Genomic DNA, 15745 nt, shown 5'->3' on the forward strand with positions numbered 1-15745 from the left:
ATAATGAGGTGATTTAATATGGAAAAAAAAATAATTCCACCAAAAAAATTATTAAAATATAAATGGGGTGGCACTACTTTTGAATGGGCTGAAGAAGCTAAAGAAATAAATGCTCAAATACAAGATGCTCAAGAAGAAAATATATCTAAAGATAAATTAAAAAAAGAGATAGAGTATGGAAATATGCCTCAATATTGGAATTAGAAAAAAATTCGCCTTATAGGCGAATTTTTTAATCTAAATAATCTTTTAATTTTTTAGATCTGCTTGGATGTCTTAATTTTCTTAATGCTTTTGCTTCTATTTGTCTAATTCTTTCTCTTGTTACATCAAATTCTCTACCTACTTCTTCAAGAGTTCTAGCTCTTCCATCTGCTAATCCAAATCTTAATTTTAAGACTTTTTGTTCTCTTTCATTTAAAGATCCTAAAACTTCTTCAATTTGCTCTTTTAAAAGAGAATAAGCTGCAGCTTCTGCAGGTGCAGGTGCATCTTCATCTGGTATAAAGTCACCAAGATGACTATCTTCTTCTTCTCCGATAGGAGTTTCTAATGATACTGGTTCCTGCGCTATCTTTAATATTTCTCTTATTTTATCTTCCGGTATATCCATTTCCTTAGCAATTTCTTCAGGTTTTGGTTCTCTACCTAACTCTTGAAGTAACTGTCTTGATACTCTTATAAGCTTATTTATAGTTTCAACCATATGAACAGGTATTCTTATAGTTCTAGCTTGATCTGCTATGGCACGAGTTATTGCCTGTCTTATCCACCACGTAGCATAAGTACTAAACTTATATCCTTTGCTATAATCAAACTTTTCAACTGCCTTAATCAAACCTAAGTTTCCCTCTTGAATCAAATCAAGAAATAACATTCCTCTTCCTACATATCTTTTAGCTATACTTACAACTAATCTAAGGTTGGCTTCAACTAGTCTTTTTTTAGCTATTTCATCACCTTGTTCCATTCTTTTAGCAAGTTCTATTTCTTCCTGAGCCGAAAGAAGAGGTATTTTCCCAATTTCTTTCAGATACATCCTAACTGGGTCGTCTATACTTATACCTTTAGGTAAAGATAAATCTATACTCTCAAAATCAAATTCCTCATCATCGCTATCATCTTCATCTTTTTCTACTTTAATACTCTCTTTTTTATTTTTTTCTTCTAATACTTCAATTCCCATTTGACCTAATGTCTCATATAAGTTTTCAATTTGGTCTTTGTCTAATTGAACTTCTCCTAAAACTTCCATTATTTCACTATATGTTAAAGAACCTTGCTTCTTTCCTTTATCCATTAATTCTTTTACAGATTGTCTTTGTTCTTTACTTATTTTTTTCGCCATCCTAAGTTCCTCCTTTCTATAAAATATTCTTCATCTCTTTTTCTAATCGTATTATTTTCATTGCAATATCTAACAATTCTCTATCAACCTCACTTGCTTCTATATTTTTATCATTCTGTTTCTTTTGCTGTAATTCATGCTGCCTTTTAAGTAAATAATCTCTTTTTCTCTTTAGACTATTTTTTTGCAAAGTTTTTATAATATCGTTTAAATTAACATTTGAATCTATATTAATATTATATATATCCTGTATATATTCTTCTGATATGCCTAAATTTTTCAATTTGTCAATAGTTATTATATCCAATTCATTGCTTTTAATTATATAATTTAATATTTCTTTACTTTCTTTCAATAAAAAATCATCTATATCTAAATTCATCAAAATATCACTTCTATATTTTGATTCATTTAGAAATATATGAATAATTTGTTTTTCTGCAATCTCGATACCGTTTTTTTTGATTTTTATTTCCTCTATTTGTTGTTTAATTTCTTTTTGATTCTTATTTGCTTTGTAGTATTTACCATAAATCTCACTATTTATAGCTTGTATGGATATATCTGTTTCTTTAGATATCTTGTTAACATAATACTCAACTTCGATAGGACTTTTAATATTTTTTATAGTATTAGCTACCTTTTTTGTAAACAATAGCCTATCTTGATCATTATTTAAATTATATTTTTGTTTCAATATATTTATTTTAAATTGAATTAATGGTATAGCATTTTTTAACGATATATTAAATTTATCCAACCCTTCTGTTCTTATATATTCATCTGGGTCTTTGGATTTTCCTAAATTTAATACTTTCACGCTCAGACTAACCCCATTTAATATTTCAACAGCCTTTAGTGTAGCCTTAACACCAGCTTCATCATTATCATAAGCTACAATTACTTTGTTAGCATATTTTTTTATTAGTTTTGCTTGTTCAATAGTTAGAGCAGTTCCTAATGATGCAACCACATTTTTTATACCATATTGAAAAAGACTTATAACATCCATATAACCTTCTACTATGATTAATGTATCATTCTTTATATTCTTTTTAGCAAAGTTTAAACCATACAAGTTTTTTCTTTTATTAAATAGTATAGTTTCTGATGAGTTTAAATATTTTGGAAGAGACTCATCTAGTACTCTTCCGCCAAAAGCTATAACCTTTCCTCTGTGGTCAAATATAGGAAACATAACTCTATTTCTAAACCTATTTATATAATTTTTTTTATTCTTAGTTTGAATAGCTAATCCAGCATCTATCAAATTTTGCTGATCATATCCCTTTTTTAGTAAATAATTATTTAAATCATGCCAGTCATTTCTTGAATATCCTAGACCAAAATATTTAATCACCTTATTGTCAAGTCCTCTATTTTTTAAATATTTGTATCCGGTATTATTCAAATCCGACATAGATTTAAAGAAATATCTAGCTGCATCTAAATTAATTTGATATAATTTCTGCTTTTTATTTATATTTTCTTTAGATTCATCACTTATTTTTCCCTTGTTAATTTCAACCCCCGATTTTTGAGCTAGAAATTCTAAGGCCTCCATGAAATCTATATTTTCCATTTTCATTACAAAATTTATAACATCTCCACCTTCTCCACATCCAAAGCATTTATACATTTGCTTTTGAGTGCTTATTGAAAATGATGGTGTCTTTTCTGAATGAAAAGGACATAGTGCTTTATAATTTAATCCAGCAGACTTTACCTGTATATAACTAGATATTATATCTACAATGTCATTTCTTGATTTTATTTCTTCTATAATATCATTCATATTATTCATACAATCACCTTCTATTTAGGTGTAATATTTATTAATTCTTGATAAAATTTATATTTCCTTCATTTGAAAATTCTTAAATTTTATCAAGAATTAATAGTTGAGTATTACTTTTGTATTATTTTTTATAAATACAATTTACTATAATTCGACTTTTTTAAATAAATTCCTTCTTTATTTTTGAAAATTATTTTTAAAAAAATAAACAGGGCTAATATAGCCCTATTTATTTAAAGATTCTACAACATCTTCGAATTCATTAAATGTTAATGATTGTGGTCCATCAGAAAGTGCTTTTTCAGGTTCTGGATGCACTTCTATCATTATCCCATCTGCTCCTGCTGCAAAGGATGCCAAACTCATTGGTTTAACCAGTTCCTTTATTCCTGTTCCATGGCTTGGATCAACTACCACAGGAAGGCCTGTTTCATTTTTTATTATAGGAACAGCAGCCAAGTCTAATGTGTTTCTAGTATAATCATTATATGTTCTTATTCCTCTTTCACACATTATTATATTGGTATTTCCTCCAACAGCTATATACTCAGCAGCATTTATCCATTCTTTAATTGTAGCAGACATACCTCTTTTTAAAAGTATAGGCTTGTCTTGCTTTCCAACCTCAGTAAGTAGAGAAAAATTGTGCATATTTCTAGATCCAATTTGTATAATATCTGCTACATCATATATTTTATCAATATCTCTTACATCCATTAATTCTGTAACAATAGGGATATCCACTTCTTTTTTTACTGATTTAAATATCCTCAGACCTTCTTCTCTCATACCTTGAAAAGAATAAGGAGAAGTCCTAGGCTTATATGCTCCACCTCTTAATACATTTGCACCTTTGCTTTTTATAAATTTAGCAATCATTAAAAGTTGCTCATAGCTTTCCACTGCACAAGGTCCAGCAATCATAAGTTTATCATTCGGAATAGTTATACCATTTTTCAAATTTATAGTAATATCCATATTTTTTAGTATGATTTTACTCATTCCCTATGTACTCCTTTACTTCTTCCGCATCTAATTCACTTAACCAATCTTTTAGTAACCTACCTTTTATAGTCAAGTCTTCTTTCAAATCAATCAAAGGTATCAATACAAAAGCTCTTTCTTGTATTCTCGGATGAGGAAGAGTTAATTTTTCACCATTACAAATTATATCATCATATACTAAAATGTCAATATCTATAGTTCTAGGTCCCCACCTAATTATTCGCTCTCTTTTAAGATTAATTTCTACTTCTAAACACTTTTGTAACAGTTCTTGGGGTTTTAAATTTGTCTCTATAGATACGCAAAGATTCAAAAAGTCATTTTGATTAGTATATCCCCATGGTCTTGTTTCGTATACGTTGGATATTTTAACTATTTCTGTATTTTCAAATTGTTCTATATGTTTTATAGCATCATTCAAATATTTTAATCTATCGCCTACATTAGTTCCAAGTCCAAGATAAACTCTACTCATACTTTTTTCTCCTTATCTCCACACCCAAATAATCAAATATAGCATTTACTGGAGCTTCTGGCTTTTTCACTCTAACCATAATTTCTTGAACTAAATCAAAATTGTTAAATACTTGTCTTGATATATTTTCTGCTAAAGCTTCTAACAAGTTATATTTTTCATTTTCAACTACTTTTTTTACAGCTTCATACACTTCACCATAATGAACAGAGTCTTTAACATCATCACTTTTACCAGCTTTTTTAAAATCTAAGTAAAGCTCTATATCAATAAAAAACTTCTGACCTAGTATCTTTTCTTCTTTTAATGCCCCATGATATCCATAAAATGATAAATTACTTAATATAATCTTGTCCATTAATTATACCTACTTTCTATATATAGCATCTGTAACCTTTGCAGCTCTTATGTTTTCTTTTATATCATGTACTCTTACTATATCAATCCCTTGAATTATTCCCATCACAGTAGTGGCTATTGTTCCCTCTACTCTTTCTTTAGCAGGAAGATCTAAAATTTTTCCGATCATAGATTTTCTAGATGTTCCCAATAGAATTGGATATCCTAAATCTTTCAATTCATGAATGCGTTTCATAACATTCATATTTTGCTCTGGAGTCTTACCAAATCCAATTCCCGGATCAAGTATTATTTTATCATCCTTTATACCAGCTTTTTTTGCTATCTGTATGCTTTTGTTTAAAAATTTCTTTATAGACAGTATAATATCTTCATCGTATTCTGTCCCATCTTGGTTATGCATAATAACTATATATGCATCATGTTTAGCAATTACATCTGCCATTAATTCATCTTTTTGTAATCCCCATACATCATTTATCATAGGTACTCCAAGCTGTAGGACTTCACTAGCAACAGATGACTTATAAGTATCAACCGAAATAGGTACATCAATTGTATTTATTAATTTTTTAACAACAGGAACTACTCTTTTTATTTCTTCCTTTTCATCCACAAACTCTGATCCAGGCCTTGTAGATTCGCCTCCTATATCTATAATGTCTGCACCTTGTTTTATCATTTCTTCAGAATGCTTTATAGCAATCTCTATATTAGTATACTCTCCTCCATCTGAAAAGCTATCAGGAGTTACATTTAAAATCCCCATTATATATGTCTTTTCTCCAAAACTGAACAAATCCAACCCCTCCTATTTATAGTTTATCAAACTCATAACTTCAGCTCTTGCTGCTACATCTTTTTCAAATATTCCTCTAACAGCTGAAGTTATAGTTTTTGAACCAGCCTTTTTTACTCCTCTCATAGTCATACACATATGTTCAGCCTCAACTACTACTATAACCCCATATGGATTTAAAACGTCAACAATTGCATCCGCTACAGTTTTTGTTATTCTTTCTTGTAGTTGAGGTCTTTTAGCGGCTGTTTCAACTACTCTTGCAAGCTTAGATAAACCTGTAAGTTTTCCTCCTTTTGGAATATAAGCTACATGCGCTTTTCCGTGAAATGGTACTAAATGGTGCTCACACATTGAATAAAAAGGTATATCTTTTACGAGAACTAATTCTTCATGTTTTTCATCTTGAAAAAATAATTGTAAATGTTTTTTAGGATCTTCGTTTAATCCACTATATATCTCCTCAAACATTCTAGCTACTCTATCAGGAGTATCAATTAAACCTTCTCTATTAGGATCTTCTCCTATTGCTTCTAATATATCTCTTACAGCTTTTTTGATTTTTTCTTTATCCATTTCTACCAACTCCCTTTTTATTTTATATTTTTAAATACATATTCAACCATGGCATTTAGAATATTAAAATCATAACTTATATATAAATTTTGAGAAAGACTATACAGATTATAATCTTTTTCTTTTATCTTTTGAAACAATTTTTTATCTTTTGGAACCCATTTATTATTTACTATAAAGTAAGATTTTAATATATCTCTTAGACATAAATTTGACATAAAATGAACATAAGTTAAATCTTTACTATTTTCAATCCGTTTTATATTATCTATAATATTAAGTTTTAATTCCTTTATCTCAGATAAGCTATACTTTAAAGGTCCTTTTTTATATTCACTTTCAGCGTATTTTTTTATACCATCTAGTATATTTTTTTTGTCGTATATATTATTGCCTCTAATAATTCCTTCTATAAAGAAGAGCTCATTTTTCTTTATAAAATCATAAGTTAATTTTTCAGAAAAATAATTTATATCAAACTCAACATTTTGCACATTATATCTTTTTCTGATTTGTTTATCTCCATATTCAGTTATAACAAACAAATCAATATCATTTATATTTTGGTCAAAATTTAAATCTGCACTAGACCCAACTACTATTATTGCTATATTATTTTGATCTTTTTTCAGTTCTAGTACTACGTCTTCATATATTTGTTTAATATTCATAGTACATTTCCTTTAATTTACAATTTATTTTTCTAAATATATTATTTTCTTCTTTATAATTTACATCGTTTATAGTTATCACCTTCATTAAATCTATAAGGCTATTTGTTATAAAGCAAAATTCAAAATCTTTAATTTCATCCAATTCTATTACTCTCTCAATTAATTCTATATTCATTTTTTTACAAATATAAATTACTTTTGCCCTTATTATACCAGGTAAAAGTGATTTTTCTATACTAGGTGTATATACTTTATTTTCTTTTATAAAAAATATATTAGTCATAGACCCTTCCAAAACCTTATCATTTAAGCTAACTATTAGTGCTTCATTAAAATTTTTAGATAAAGCATATCTTTTAGAGTACATATTTTCAAAATAGTTTGTAGTCTTATGATTATATAATATACTTTTACCTCTTTTGATGGGGGATATATTTAATTTAAATCCGTCTTTGTAATCGTTATTAGTGTAATTTATATCTCTTAATTGAATGTTATAACCTTCATCATATACACTTACTCTTAATGCTTTATAAGCTACGTTTTCTGCAAAACAGCTTATTTTCTCTTTTAATTCATTTTTTTCAATAGGTCTATTTAAATTCAATTTTTCAATGGAAGTATACATTCTGTTCAAATGCTCATCTAAAAATATCACCTTACCATTGATTATCTTCATAGTTTCAAATATTCCTATTCCAAATTTAGTTAATTCACTATCAAAAGAGACTTTACTCTTCATAATACCCCCTTATAGCATTCATAATAGATTTTGCTTTATGAAGAGTTTCTTCATATTCATCCTCCGGGTTAGAATCCCAAGTTATTCCTCCTCCAACTTGGAAAAATACATCATCATCTTTTTTTATTATAGTTCTAATAGAGATATTAAAGTCTGCACTAGAATCAAATCCTATATACCCAACGGAACCTGTATATACATTTCTAGCTGTAGGCTCCAATTCATCAATAATCTCCATAGATCTTATTTTTGGAGCTCCAGTTATTGAACCCCCAGGAAAAGTAGAACTTATAACATCTACTATATCTTTATCCTTTTCCATCTCTCCAACAACAGTTGATACTAAATGGTGAACATTTGCATATTCTTCTAATTTGAATAGTTCAGGTACTTTTACTGTCCCTATTTTAGAAACTCTACCTATATCATTTCTTTCTAGATCTACAATCATTAATAGTTCAGCTTTATCTTTTTCACTATTTAAAAGTTCGTTTTTCAATAACAAATCTTCTTCTTCATTCTTTCCTCTAGGTCTAGTTCCTTTTATAGGTCTTGTCTGTATAAAATTATCACTAACTTTTATAAATCTTTCTGGAGAATTTGACAAGATGTGAATATCTTCAAAATTCAAAAAAGCTCCAAAAGGTGCAGGCGATATTCTTCTAAGATCTCTGTATAATTCAAAACTAGACATACTAACTTTACCATGAAATCTTTGTGTCATATTTGCCTGATATATATCACCATTTTTTATATAATTTCTTATTTTCTCAATTGCATCTATGTAATCTTTCTTTTTAAAATTGGACTCTAGTTTTACTTTTGGAAATGTCTTTTGTTCATAACATAATCTATCTATACCATTATTTTGAGCATCATTTATTAAATTACATACACTATCAATTATATGCTTTTCATCTCTCACATTTATATCTGGAGTTGCTATAAATGTTTTATTCATTAAATGGTCAATTACAATAACCCAATCATATAATCCAAAATATAAATCAGGAGATTGTATATCATCTACTACACTTCTAGGTAATTTTTCTATATAATTACCTAAATCATAAGATAAATATCCCACTGCGCCACCTATAAACGGTAGTTCTGTATTATTTTTTATTTTATATTTATCAAGTTCTATTCTAAGTTTTTCTAGAGGATTCACTTCACTGTCCTTATATCTTAAGATTTTAAAAGGACTTGAGCTTATGAATGAATATCTACCTAATTTTTTTTCATCCATAGCGCTATCAAGTATAAAACTGTATTTATCATCTTTAAATAGAGTATATATTTCAAATGAATTTAAATTTGTTTGTATTTCTCTTATCATATTAATCATCTCCTCTAGCTTGTCTTAAGAAATTTTTTAATATTTCATGACCTTGTTCAGTAAGTATCGCTTCTGGATGAAACTGTACTCCCTCTATAAGATAATTTATATGTTTAATTCCCATTATTTCGCCTTCATCAGTAATAGCTGTTATTTCGATATCGTCACTCAACGTTTCTTTGTCTATAACTAAAGAATGATATCTTGTAACCTTTAATGGATTATTTAGATCTTTAAACACCCCTTTATTGAAGTGTTTTATTGCATGAACCTTTCCGTGTACAGGTCTTATACCTCTTTTTATTGTAGATCCGAATACTTGTGCTATAGTTTGATGCCCTAAACATATACCTAATATAGGTTTTTTTTCTTTAAAGTAATTTACAACATCTATACAGATACCTGCTTCATTAGGAGAACACGGTCCCGGAGACAATACTATAATTTCTGGATCTAATTTTTCTATTTCAAATATTGTTATTTCATCATTTCTTTTGACTATTATTTCTTCGCCTAATTCTCCTAGAAACTGAACTAAGTTATAAGTAAAAGAATCGTAATTATCTATCATTAAGATCAATTTTTTTCCCCCTTTTTTGGCAAAAATATTGTAAATATCATTTATATTATACCATTAAACACCTCTTTTTTTATAAATTTCTTATCTACATATACATGTATATTTTCCACATTATTCTTAGTATTTAAATATTTTTTTGAGAAATTATAATAGTATATAAAGTGAAACTTAAATCAATACCATTTTTTTAATAAACAATTACATTAAGGAGGATTTCATGGAAAGATATGTAATAATACGTTCCGACAATAAGTCCATTTCAGAGCCAATGGATAGACAAAAAGCCATATCAACAGTAAAAGATTATGATAAGCAAGGTATATCAAGCTATATAGTATCAGAAGATGAAGGAAATAGAATAGCTAAAGACGGAAATTTCTATACTCCTAAGTGGGAATAACTATAAAAATACACATTCTTAAGAATGTGTATTTTTATAGTTATTCCCACTTAATTCTTAGTATTTAAATATACTTTTGAGGAATTATAATAATAACATATAAAACAAAACTTATATAAATATCATCTTTTTAATAAATAATTAGATTAAAGGAGGATTTTATGCAAAAATATATAATAATCCGTTCTGATAACAACTCTATTTCACAACCGATGAATATAGAGGAGGCTGTATCCAAAGTTGAGAACTATAATAAACAAGGTGTATTTAGTTATATAGTTTCAGAAAGCGAAGGACATAGACTATCTGGAACACAATCCTTTGAAAGTACTAAATTAGAGTAAAAATTAAAATGCACATTCTTAATTGAGTGTGTATTTTAATTTTCTATAATTTTTATTTCATCTTCATAATTTTTATTTTCTATAAGCTGAGATACTGTTACAAATTTATAATCTCTACGTTTAAGTTCTGGTAGTATTATTTTTAATGCTTCATATGTTTGGCTTTTAGTGTTTACATAATCGTGAAGTAATATAATATCTCCATTTCCTACATTATTGAGAACTGTATTTGCTATTTTTTCAACTCCAGGATTGCTCCAATCTTTGCAATCTTGGCTAGATGACCATAATATTATTTTAACATTATGTTTTTTAGCTAAATCTTTAAGATATTTATTGCATGATCCAAAAGGCGGTCTGAATATACTTGGTTTTTCTTTTATTACATCATATATTTTTTCCTGTGTCTTGTTAAATTCTTCTTCTATTTTTCTACTAGGTATTTTTTTTACATCAACATGAGAATATGTGTGATTTCCTATTTCATGACCTTCAGCTTTTATTCTCTTTAATGGTTCTGGGTAGAATTCAACATGTTTGCCTAATACAAAAAATGTAGCTTTCACATCATATTTCTTTAGTAAATCTAATATTTTAGGCGTATATCGTGGATGGGGACCATCATCAAATGTAATAGCTATAATTTTTTTATCTCTAGGACCATTCCAAACAAGTTCTGTATTATCTGATATCCTATTAAGTAGACTTCCATTAGTTTTTATAGAATTTACAATTATTATTCCAGACTGATATCCCATTAACATTAACATAATAATTATTAATACAATTTTTATATTTTTCATATAAAATGATCTCCTTACTAAAAAATGTATACATTAATAGATATTATATAAAGAGTTTATTTATTCTCATGTTTTCACTTAATTATAATCTTATATATTAGTAATTACAAATTCTATAATATATTCATACTAAATAGATGTACCTTAACATATACTTAACCTTACATTAATACAAAATCAAAAAATTTATTTTAAAATATAAATAAGCAAGATAATAAGGAGGTATGTATAATGATGAAATTGAATATTTGTATAGACATTGATGGAACTATAACAGATGCATATTATTGGATACATTTAGCAAATAAGTATTTTAATAAACATATAAAAGAAGAAGATGTTACGTCATATGAAATGCACGAAGTTTTCAATATTGAAAAAGAAGAATATATGAAATTTTACAATAATTATATTAGAGAAATACATGAAACAGCAACATTAAAAGAAGACGTAAAGCCTATACTAGACAAACTAAGCGAAACAAATAATTTATATTTTGTAACAGCCAGAGATAAAAGAGTAGAAGATATTACAATAAACTTTTTAAAAGATAATAACATACCGTATAATGATATCTTTTTATTAGGAAAACATTATAAAGTAGATCAAGCTATAGAGCTTGATTGCGATATTTTTATAGAAGATAATTATAATAATGCTATTCAACTATCCAAAGCAGGGTTCAATGTTATTTTGATAGACACTTATTATAATAGAAAAAAACTGAATGATAAAATCACACGAGTTACAAATTGGGATGAAATATATAATATAATAATAAATATATATTTAGAAAAAGTAAGTTAAATTTCAACTCATATATTGAAATTTTTTATTGTATTAATTCATTGAAATTTTAATTATTTCTTTAATTTTTTCAAAACTAATTGGAGTATAATCAATGCATTCAACACTTACATTGAAAAATTGTTTACTCTCATATTTCAGATTATGTATATGTCCATGTATATTCATATATGGCATATTTTCATTTAAATACATTGGTTCATGCGATAATATATAGAAATCATTATAAATTATAGGGTATTTAATTACTTCATCAAATCCAACACTTTTCCACCAATGTATCGATCTTTCATTATCATGATTACCTAAAATTAATACTTTATATCCATTTAAGGAATATATTGTCTCTGCAGTTTTTTCTTTATTATAGAAAGAAATATCTCCTAAAACAAAAACTTTATCATCCTTCTTCACAACAGAATTCCAGTTATTAATAATAGTTGTATCCATTTCTTTTATATTTTTAAACGGTCTATTTTCATACTTAATAATATTACCATGTCCAAAATGCATATCAGAAATAAAATAAATATGTTGCATTTATATAACACATCCTCATAATAATTTTATATTCATAAATATATATATCTTTTGTATTTTCTTATTTTTAGTTTAAAATAATCTTTTTATTCTCTGTATGTTATACGAATATTATCCAATTATTAAAAACATAAAACGCCTCTTTTAAACAGAATTTCAACTTTGCTTAAAAGAGGCGTTTGTTTATTATTCTCCTGTTTTCACTTCATTTGAAATAGTTAAAATCAAACCATAACTAGTGTTATACATAGATACTTTTATTCCATCGATATATACTATTTTTAATCCAGATTCTTCATTATCTATATAAGTATCTATAGACTCTTTCAATTTATCAAATTCATTGAATTTTGTATAAATATTAAGGAATTCATAAGATTGATCTCTATTTTTAGATATTTGGTCTGCTCCAAAAGCATAAATACATTCCTTAGTTTTTCTTTCTATTGATATAAGGTCTTCACCATTTTTATCTGCTACTGTAATATATTTATCGCTTGAATGTATTCTGTAACCGTATTTATTTGCGTATTCTTCTATTGAATTACTAGGAGTAGATTCCTTCGGCTCTTGGCTTTCATCAAAACTTACTATTCCATGTTTTTTAGCCATCCTTGCTGTTACTACTATTGCTTGTTCTTTTGACATTTCACTTTTGGGTTTAAATGAACCATCAGGATATCCCTTAATTGTTCCTTGCTTATTCATTGTTGACACACCTTCATTTGCCCAGCTTGATATTTTATCTTTATCATTGAAAGAGTTTTCGGTAGTTGTTTCTAGGTTATTGTTTATCATTTTCTCTGCCCTTGCGAACATCGTTGAAGCTTGTTCTCTTGTTAGTTTATCATTAGGACTAAACTTTCCTTCACCAGTTCCGTTTACTATTCCAAGTCTACCTGCTAATTGCACTAGGGGATTCACTGTATCATTGAATACTCCATCACCTTCTATTGATTGAGGTTTTAATTGTAGATAGTATGTAGTTACTAACTCTGCAAACTCTTCTCTATTTATTTCATCTTGAAAATTTTCATCGTTCTCCAACGATTTAGGTATGAGTTGTTTCTGTTGCATTATACTAAATGGTGTTTGAGCCCAATCAGACACTGTTTGTTCTGCAAATACATTCATTGAGTTAATACCCAAAAGAGAAAAGATACTTAATAATAAACCAGCGTTTTTAATCTTTCTTTTTAAAGTCATAGTTATAATCTTCCTTTCTTGCTTTAAAATAATTTTTTTATCATAATTATGAAAAACTACAAATTGTTTTAATTCAAAACTGCAATTTACACCTTTAAATTAGTTCCAAAAACTCACCATAAGTAACTCTTTGATTTCAAATAAACAGTAAAAATCTTCTTCGTCAATGTTATATAAAATTTCTTTTGTCTTAGGGTCTAATTTTCTGTTTTTGTCTCTCATAATATTACCTCACAAATTTCTCTTAAATTTTTTTATTACGATTTACCTGTTAAATGTAAGTTTTTAAAATATGTACACCTTATAATCATACCATATTTTTATGAAAACCGCCTTATTCTTAATTCTAAAAATCAATTTACATGTTATATAAATTTTACTACAAAAGATTAAGAAATAGTGTTAATATTCTACTATCTAATTTTTTGAATCTAGATAACACAGGGTTAATATTATTTGTTTTTAGTTTTATTCGTCTTTGAAGACGATTTAAGACATGTTGCAACACCATAGTAGATATTATTCCACACATTATAAATACGTTCTAATTGTAGTTAAATAGCGGTAAAGTGAGGTTTGTAAGAGGTGAAATTTAGTTTTATATAAATTTTTCTTTTAATTCTAACATAAAAAACCTCCAATAAGCTATTTTTACCTTGCTTAAAAGAGGTTAAGTTCATTACATTTAAAATTACTAATACTTTTATCTAGTTCATTATATCTGAGTAAAAGTTTATTTACTCTCCTATTCTCACCTCATTTTCATCATAGCTTATCCAGTCGCTCCATGAACCTAGATAAAGTTTTGGTTTTATTCCTATTTCATCAAGAGCAAGAAAATTTACACATCCAGTTATTCCTGATCCACAATGAACAATTACATTTTTATATTTTAATACTTGGTTAAAATGATCTTTTAATTTTTTATTATTCTTTACTTTATCATTTTCTAAAACATCCATCCAAAAATAATTTTGAGCACTAGGAATATGACCTGCTTTTTTATCAATAGGTTCTACTTCTCCCTTATATCTTTCAAAAGATCTTGAATCAATTATAACGGATGTATCTTTAGCTATATTTTCTTTAACTTCATCTACTGTTGCTATTATGGATTCGTTTATGTTAACATCTAAGAATTGCTTTTCTTTCTTAGAAATATCAGATGACAAAGAATAGCTTTCCTTTATCCAAGCTCTTATTCCTCCATCTAAAATATATACTTTATCATGACCTATATATTTTAACATCCACCAAAATCTAGAAGCACCTGCAACTTCTCCATCATCATAAGCGACAACCGTTGTATCATTTCCTATTCCACAACTTTCTAATTTAGATTTGAATACATTTAAATCAGGTAAAGGGTGTCTTCCTCCATGTTCTTTTACCTCTCCAGCTAAATCTTTGTCCATATCCATGTATACTGCGTGTGGAATATGTCCTTCCAAATAACTATTTTTCCCATATGACGGATTTTGTAAATCAAATCTACAATCTACTACAACCATATCATTATTATTATTATTTTCCTTTAACCATTTTGCACTAACTAAATTTTTCAAAATATCACTTCCTAATCTTAAATAATAACATATATATTTATTTTACCAATTAATTAAGATTAGTTCTACATCTAAAATTAAATACAAATAATATATTTATTGGTGTTTTTAAAGTGAATTTTAAAATTTTTAACACCACTTTACAAGAAAATCTAACTTTCTAAATCCTCTATATTGATATATATACATAGGTATGGGATGCGAGATAGATTTTTTTTAATTTGCTGTATTTTCAACAACTTACTAAAAAATAGTTCTTCTCTAATGACTTCGCCAACTACATGCTTAACTTCCTGCGGACTACAGAATCTATACTCTTTAAAAGTAAAGCTAATAAAAAATGTAAAAAATAATTATCTGTTTATTAACGTAATTTTCTTTATA

20 protein-coding genes and 1 pseudogene are annotated in these 15745 nt (G+C 27.1%); 4 read left to right on the forward strand and 17 right to left on the reverse strand.

Translation table 11 applies throughout. The features are described from left to right. The first annotated feature begins 18 nt into the window (after positions 1 to 18). Complete coding sequence (locus tag M2214_RS09100) at positions 19 to 204, forward strand: hypothetical protein (RefSeq protein ID WP_248476418.1); 186 nt, start codon at positions 19 to 21, stop codon at positions 202 to 204. Positions 205 to 232: 28 nt separating this feature from the next. On the opposite strand, the gene rpoD is transcribed toward M2214_RS09100, so the two are convergent. From rpoD to M2214_RS09155, 11 genes are all read right to left on the reverse strand, one after another. Then, a complete protein-coding gene (rpoD, locus tag M2214_RS09105) occupies positions 233 to 1348 on the reverse strand; it encodes an RNA polymerase sigma factor RpoD (protein ID WP_248476421.1) in 1116 nt (371 codons plus the stop codon). Between the two features lie 16 nt (positions 1349 to 1364). Further along, the gene (gene dnaG / locus M2214_RS09110; RefSeq protein ID WP_248476429.1) at positions 1365 to 3152 is read right to left on the reverse strand and encodes a DNA primase; all 1788 of its coding nucleotides are present in this window, start codon (positions 3150 to 3152) and stop codon (positions 1365 to 1367) included. A gap of 219 nt (positions 3153 to 3371) precedes the next feature. Then, the gene (aroF, locus tag M2214_RS09115; RefSeq protein WP_330651475.1) at positions 3372 to 4148 is read right to left on the reverse strand and encodes a 3-deoxy-7-phosphoheptulonate synthase; all 777 of its coding nucleotides are present in this window, start codon (positions 4146 to 4148) and stop codon (positions 3372 to 3374) included. Continuing rightward, a complete protein-coding gene (gene folK, locus M2214_RS09120; protein ID WP_248476431.1) occupies positions 4141 to 4626 on the reverse strand; it encodes a 2-amino-4-hydroxy-6-hydroxymethyldihydropteridine diphosphokinase in 486 nt (161 codons plus the stop codon). Before folK ends, aroF begins: the two co-directional genes overlap by 8 nt. Next, positions 4619 to 4984, reverse strand: a complete 366-nt coding sequence (gene folB / locus M2214_RS09125; protein ID WP_248476440.1) for a dihydroneopterin aldolase — start codon at positions 4982 to 4984, stop codon at positions 4619 to 4621. The genes folK and folB overlap by 8 nt, the downstream gene beginning before the upstream one ends. A gap of 9 nt (positions 4985 to 4993) precedes the next feature. Beyond that, positions 4994 to 5785, reverse strand: a complete 792-nt coding sequence (gene folP, locus M2214_RS09130) for a dihydropteroate synthase (RefSeq protein ID WP_248476442.1) — start codon at positions 5783 to 5785, stop codon at positions 4994 to 4996. 12 nt (positions 5786 to 5797) lie between these two features. Beyond that, complete coding sequence (folE, locus tag M2214_RS09135; RefSeq protein WP_305879795.1) at positions 5798 to 6361, reverse strand: GTP cyclohydrolase I FolE; 564 nt, start codon at positions 6359 to 6361, stop codon at positions 5798 to 5800. Between the two features lie 17 nt (positions 6362 to 6378). Next, positions 6379 to 7032, reverse strand: a complete 654-nt coding sequence (locus tag M2214_RS09140) for a hypothetical protein (RefSeq protein ID WP_248476447.1) — start codon at positions 7030 to 7032, stop codon at positions 6379 to 6381. Continuing rightward, entirely contained in the window at positions 7022 to 7777 is a 756-nt protein-coding gene (locus tag M2214_RS09145; protein ID WP_248476449.1) for an aminotransferase class IV, read from the reverse strand. Before M2214_RS09145 ends, M2214_RS09140 begins: the two co-directional genes overlap by 11 nt. Further along, on the reverse strand, positions 7767 to 9116 hold the full coding sequence (pabB, locus tag M2214_RS09150) for an aminodeoxychorismate synthase component I (RefSeq protein WP_248476451.1): 1350 nt from the start codon (positions 9114 to 9116) through the stop codon (positions 7767 to 7769). Before pabB ends, M2214_RS09145 begins: the two co-directional genes overlap by 11 nt. Position 9117: 1 nt before the next feature. After that, a complete protein-coding gene (locus M2214_RS09155) occupies positions 9118 to 9696 on the reverse strand; it encodes an anthranilate synthase component II (RefSeq protein ID WP_248476453.1) in 579 nt (192 codons plus the stop codon). A gap of 217 nt (positions 9697 to 9913) precedes the next feature. Here M2214_RS09155 and M2214_RS09160 point away from each other — a divergent pair, with 217 nt between their 5' ends. Further along, the gene (locus M2214_RS09160; RefSeq protein ID WP_248476455.1) at positions 9914 to 10096 is read left to right on the forward strand and encodes a hypothetical protein; all 183 of its coding nucleotides are present in this window, start codon (positions 9914 to 9916) and stop codon (positions 10094 to 10096) included. A 161-nt stretch (positions 10097 to 10257) separates the two neighbouring features. Next, positions 10258 to 10440 carry a hypothetical protein gene (locus tag M2214_RS09165; protein ID WP_248476457.1) on the forward strand — a complete coding sequence of 61 codons (183 nt, stop codon included), beginning with the start codon at positions 10258 to 10260 and terminating at the stop codon, positions 10438 to 10440. Positions 10441 to 10475: 35 nt separating this feature from the next. Here M2214_RS09165 and M2214_RS09170 read toward each other — a convergent pair whose 3' ends face one another. Continuing rightward, the gene (locus M2214_RS09170; protein WP_248476459.1) at positions 10476 to 11243 is read right to left on the reverse strand and encodes a polysaccharide deacetylase family protein; all 768 of its coding nucleotides are present in this window, start codon (positions 11241 to 11243) and stop codon (positions 10476 to 10478) included. Between the two features lie 231 nt (positions 11244 to 11474). Here M2214_RS09170 and M2214_RS09175 point away from each other — a divergent pair, with 231 nt between their 5' ends. Further along, on the forward strand, positions 11475 to 12050 hold the full coding sequence (locus M2214_RS09175) for a 5' nucleotidase, NT5C type (protein WP_248476461.1): 576 nt from the start codon (positions 11475 to 11477) through the stop codon (positions 12048 to 12050). A 33-nt stretch (positions 12051 to 12083) separates the two neighbouring features. On the opposite strand, the gene M2214_RS09180 is transcribed toward M2214_RS09175, so the two are convergent. The 5 genes and pseudogenes from M2214_RS09180 to M2214_RS18475 form a co-directional block, all read right to left on the reverse strand. Further along, the gene (locus M2214_RS09180; protein WP_248476470.1) at positions 12084 to 12590 is read right to left on the reverse strand and encodes a metallophosphoesterase; all 507 of its coding nucleotides are present in this window, start codon (positions 12588 to 12590) and stop codon (positions 12084 to 12086) included. Between the two features lie 186 nt (positions 12591 to 12776). After that, on the reverse strand, positions 12777 to 13796 hold the full coding sequence (locus M2214_RS09185; protein ID WP_248476472.1) for an S-layer homology domain-containing protein: 1020 nt from the start codon (positions 13794 to 13796) through the stop codon (positions 12777 to 12779). A gap of 99 nt (positions 13797 to 13895) precedes the next feature. Further along, positions 13896 to 14018 carry a hypothetical protein gene (locus M2214_RS18170; protein WP_256466668.1) on the reverse strand — a complete coding sequence of 41 codons (123 nt, stop codon included), beginning with the start codon at positions 14016 to 14018 and terminating at the stop codon, positions 13896 to 13898. A gap of 515 nt (positions 14019 to 14533) precedes the next feature. Beyond that, positions 14534 to 15361 carry a sulfurtransferase gene (locus M2214_RS09190; RefSeq protein WP_248476481.1) on the reverse strand — a complete coding sequence of 276 codons (828 nt, stop codon included), beginning with the start codon at positions 15359 to 15361 and terminating at the stop codon, positions 14534 to 14536. Between the two features lie 152 nt (positions 15362 to 15513). Continuing rightward, a pseudogene (locus tag M2214_RS18475) lies at positions 15514 to 15699 on the reverse strand (IS701 family transposase); the annotation flags it as partial. Between the last annotated feature and the right edge of the window lie 46 nt (positions 15700 to 15745).

The organism is Tepidibacter aestuarii, assembly GCF_934924865.1.
Classification (GTDB): domain Bacteria; phylum Bacillota; class Clostridia; order Peptostreptococcales; family Peptostreptococcaceae; genus Tepidibacter_A; species Tepidibacter_A aestuarii.

Excerpts from the sequence above, each read along its gene's own strand:
- folK (WP_248476431.1), bottom strand. The coding sequence starts at position 4,626 with ATGAGTAGAGTTTATCTTGGACTTGGAACTAATGTAGGCGATAGATTA.
- pabB (WP_248476451.1), bottom strand. The coding sequence starts at position 9,116 with ATGATAAGAGAAATACAAACAAATTTAAATTCATTTGAAATATATACT.
- M2214_RS09100 (WP_248476418.1), top strand. The coding sequence starts at position 19 with ATGGAAAAAAAAATAATTCCACCAAAAAAATTATTAAAATATAAATGG.
- folE (WP_305879795.1), bottom strand. The coding sequence starts at position 6,361 with ATGGATAAAGAAAAAATCAAAAAAGCTGTAAGAGATATATTAGAAGCA.
- folB (WP_248476440.1), bottom strand. The coding sequence starts at position 4,984 with ATGGACAAGATTATATTAAGTAATTTATCATTTTATGGATATCATGGG.
- M2214_RS09160 (WP_248476455.1), top strand. The coding sequence starts at position 9,914 with ATGGAAAGATATGTAATAATACGTTCCGACAATAAGTCCATTTCAGAG.
- M2214_RS09145 (WP_248476449.1), bottom strand. The coding sequence starts at position 7,777 with ATGAAGAGTAAAGTCTCTTTTGATAGTGAATTAACTAAATTTGGAATA.
- M2214_RS18170 (WP_256466668.1), bottom strand. The coding sequence starts at position 14,018 with ATGAGAGACAAAAACAGAAAATTAGACCCTAAGACAAAAGAAATTTTA.
- aroF (WP_330651475.1), bottom strand. The coding sequence starts at position 4,148 with ATGAGTAAAATCATACTAAAAAATATGGATATTACTATAAATTTGAAA.
- M2214_RS09170 (WP_248476459.1), bottom strand. The coding sequence starts at position 11,243 with ATGAAAAATATAAAAATTGTATTAATAATTATTATGTTAATGTTAATG.
- M2214_RS09180 (WP_248476470.1), bottom strand. The coding sequence starts at position 12,590 with ATGCAACATATTTATTTTATTTCTGATATGCATTTTGGACATGGTAAT.
- M2214_RS09140 (WP_248476447.1), bottom strand. The coding sequence starts at position 7,032 with ATGAATATTAAACAAATATATGAAGACGTAGTACTAGAACTGAAAAAA.
- dnaG (WP_248476429.1), bottom strand. The coding sequence starts at position 3,152 with ATGAATAATATGAATGATATTATAGAAGAAATAAAATCAAGAAATGAC.
- M2214_RS09175 (WP_248476461.1), top strand. The coding sequence starts at position 11,475 with ATGATGAAATTGAATATTTGTATAGACATTGATGGAACTATAACAGAT.
- M2214_RS09165 (WP_248476457.1), top strand. The coding sequence starts at position 10,258 with ATGCAAAAATATATAATAATCCGTTCTGATAACAACTCTATTTCACAA.
- rpoD (WP_248476421.1), bottom strand. The coding sequence starts at position 1,348 with ATGGCGAAAAAAATAAGTAAAGAACAAAGACAATCTGTAAAAGAATTA.
- M2214_RS09185 (WP_248476472.1), bottom strand. The coding sequence starts at position 13,796 with ATGACTTTAAAAAGAAAGATTAAAAACGCTGGTTTATTATTAAGTATC.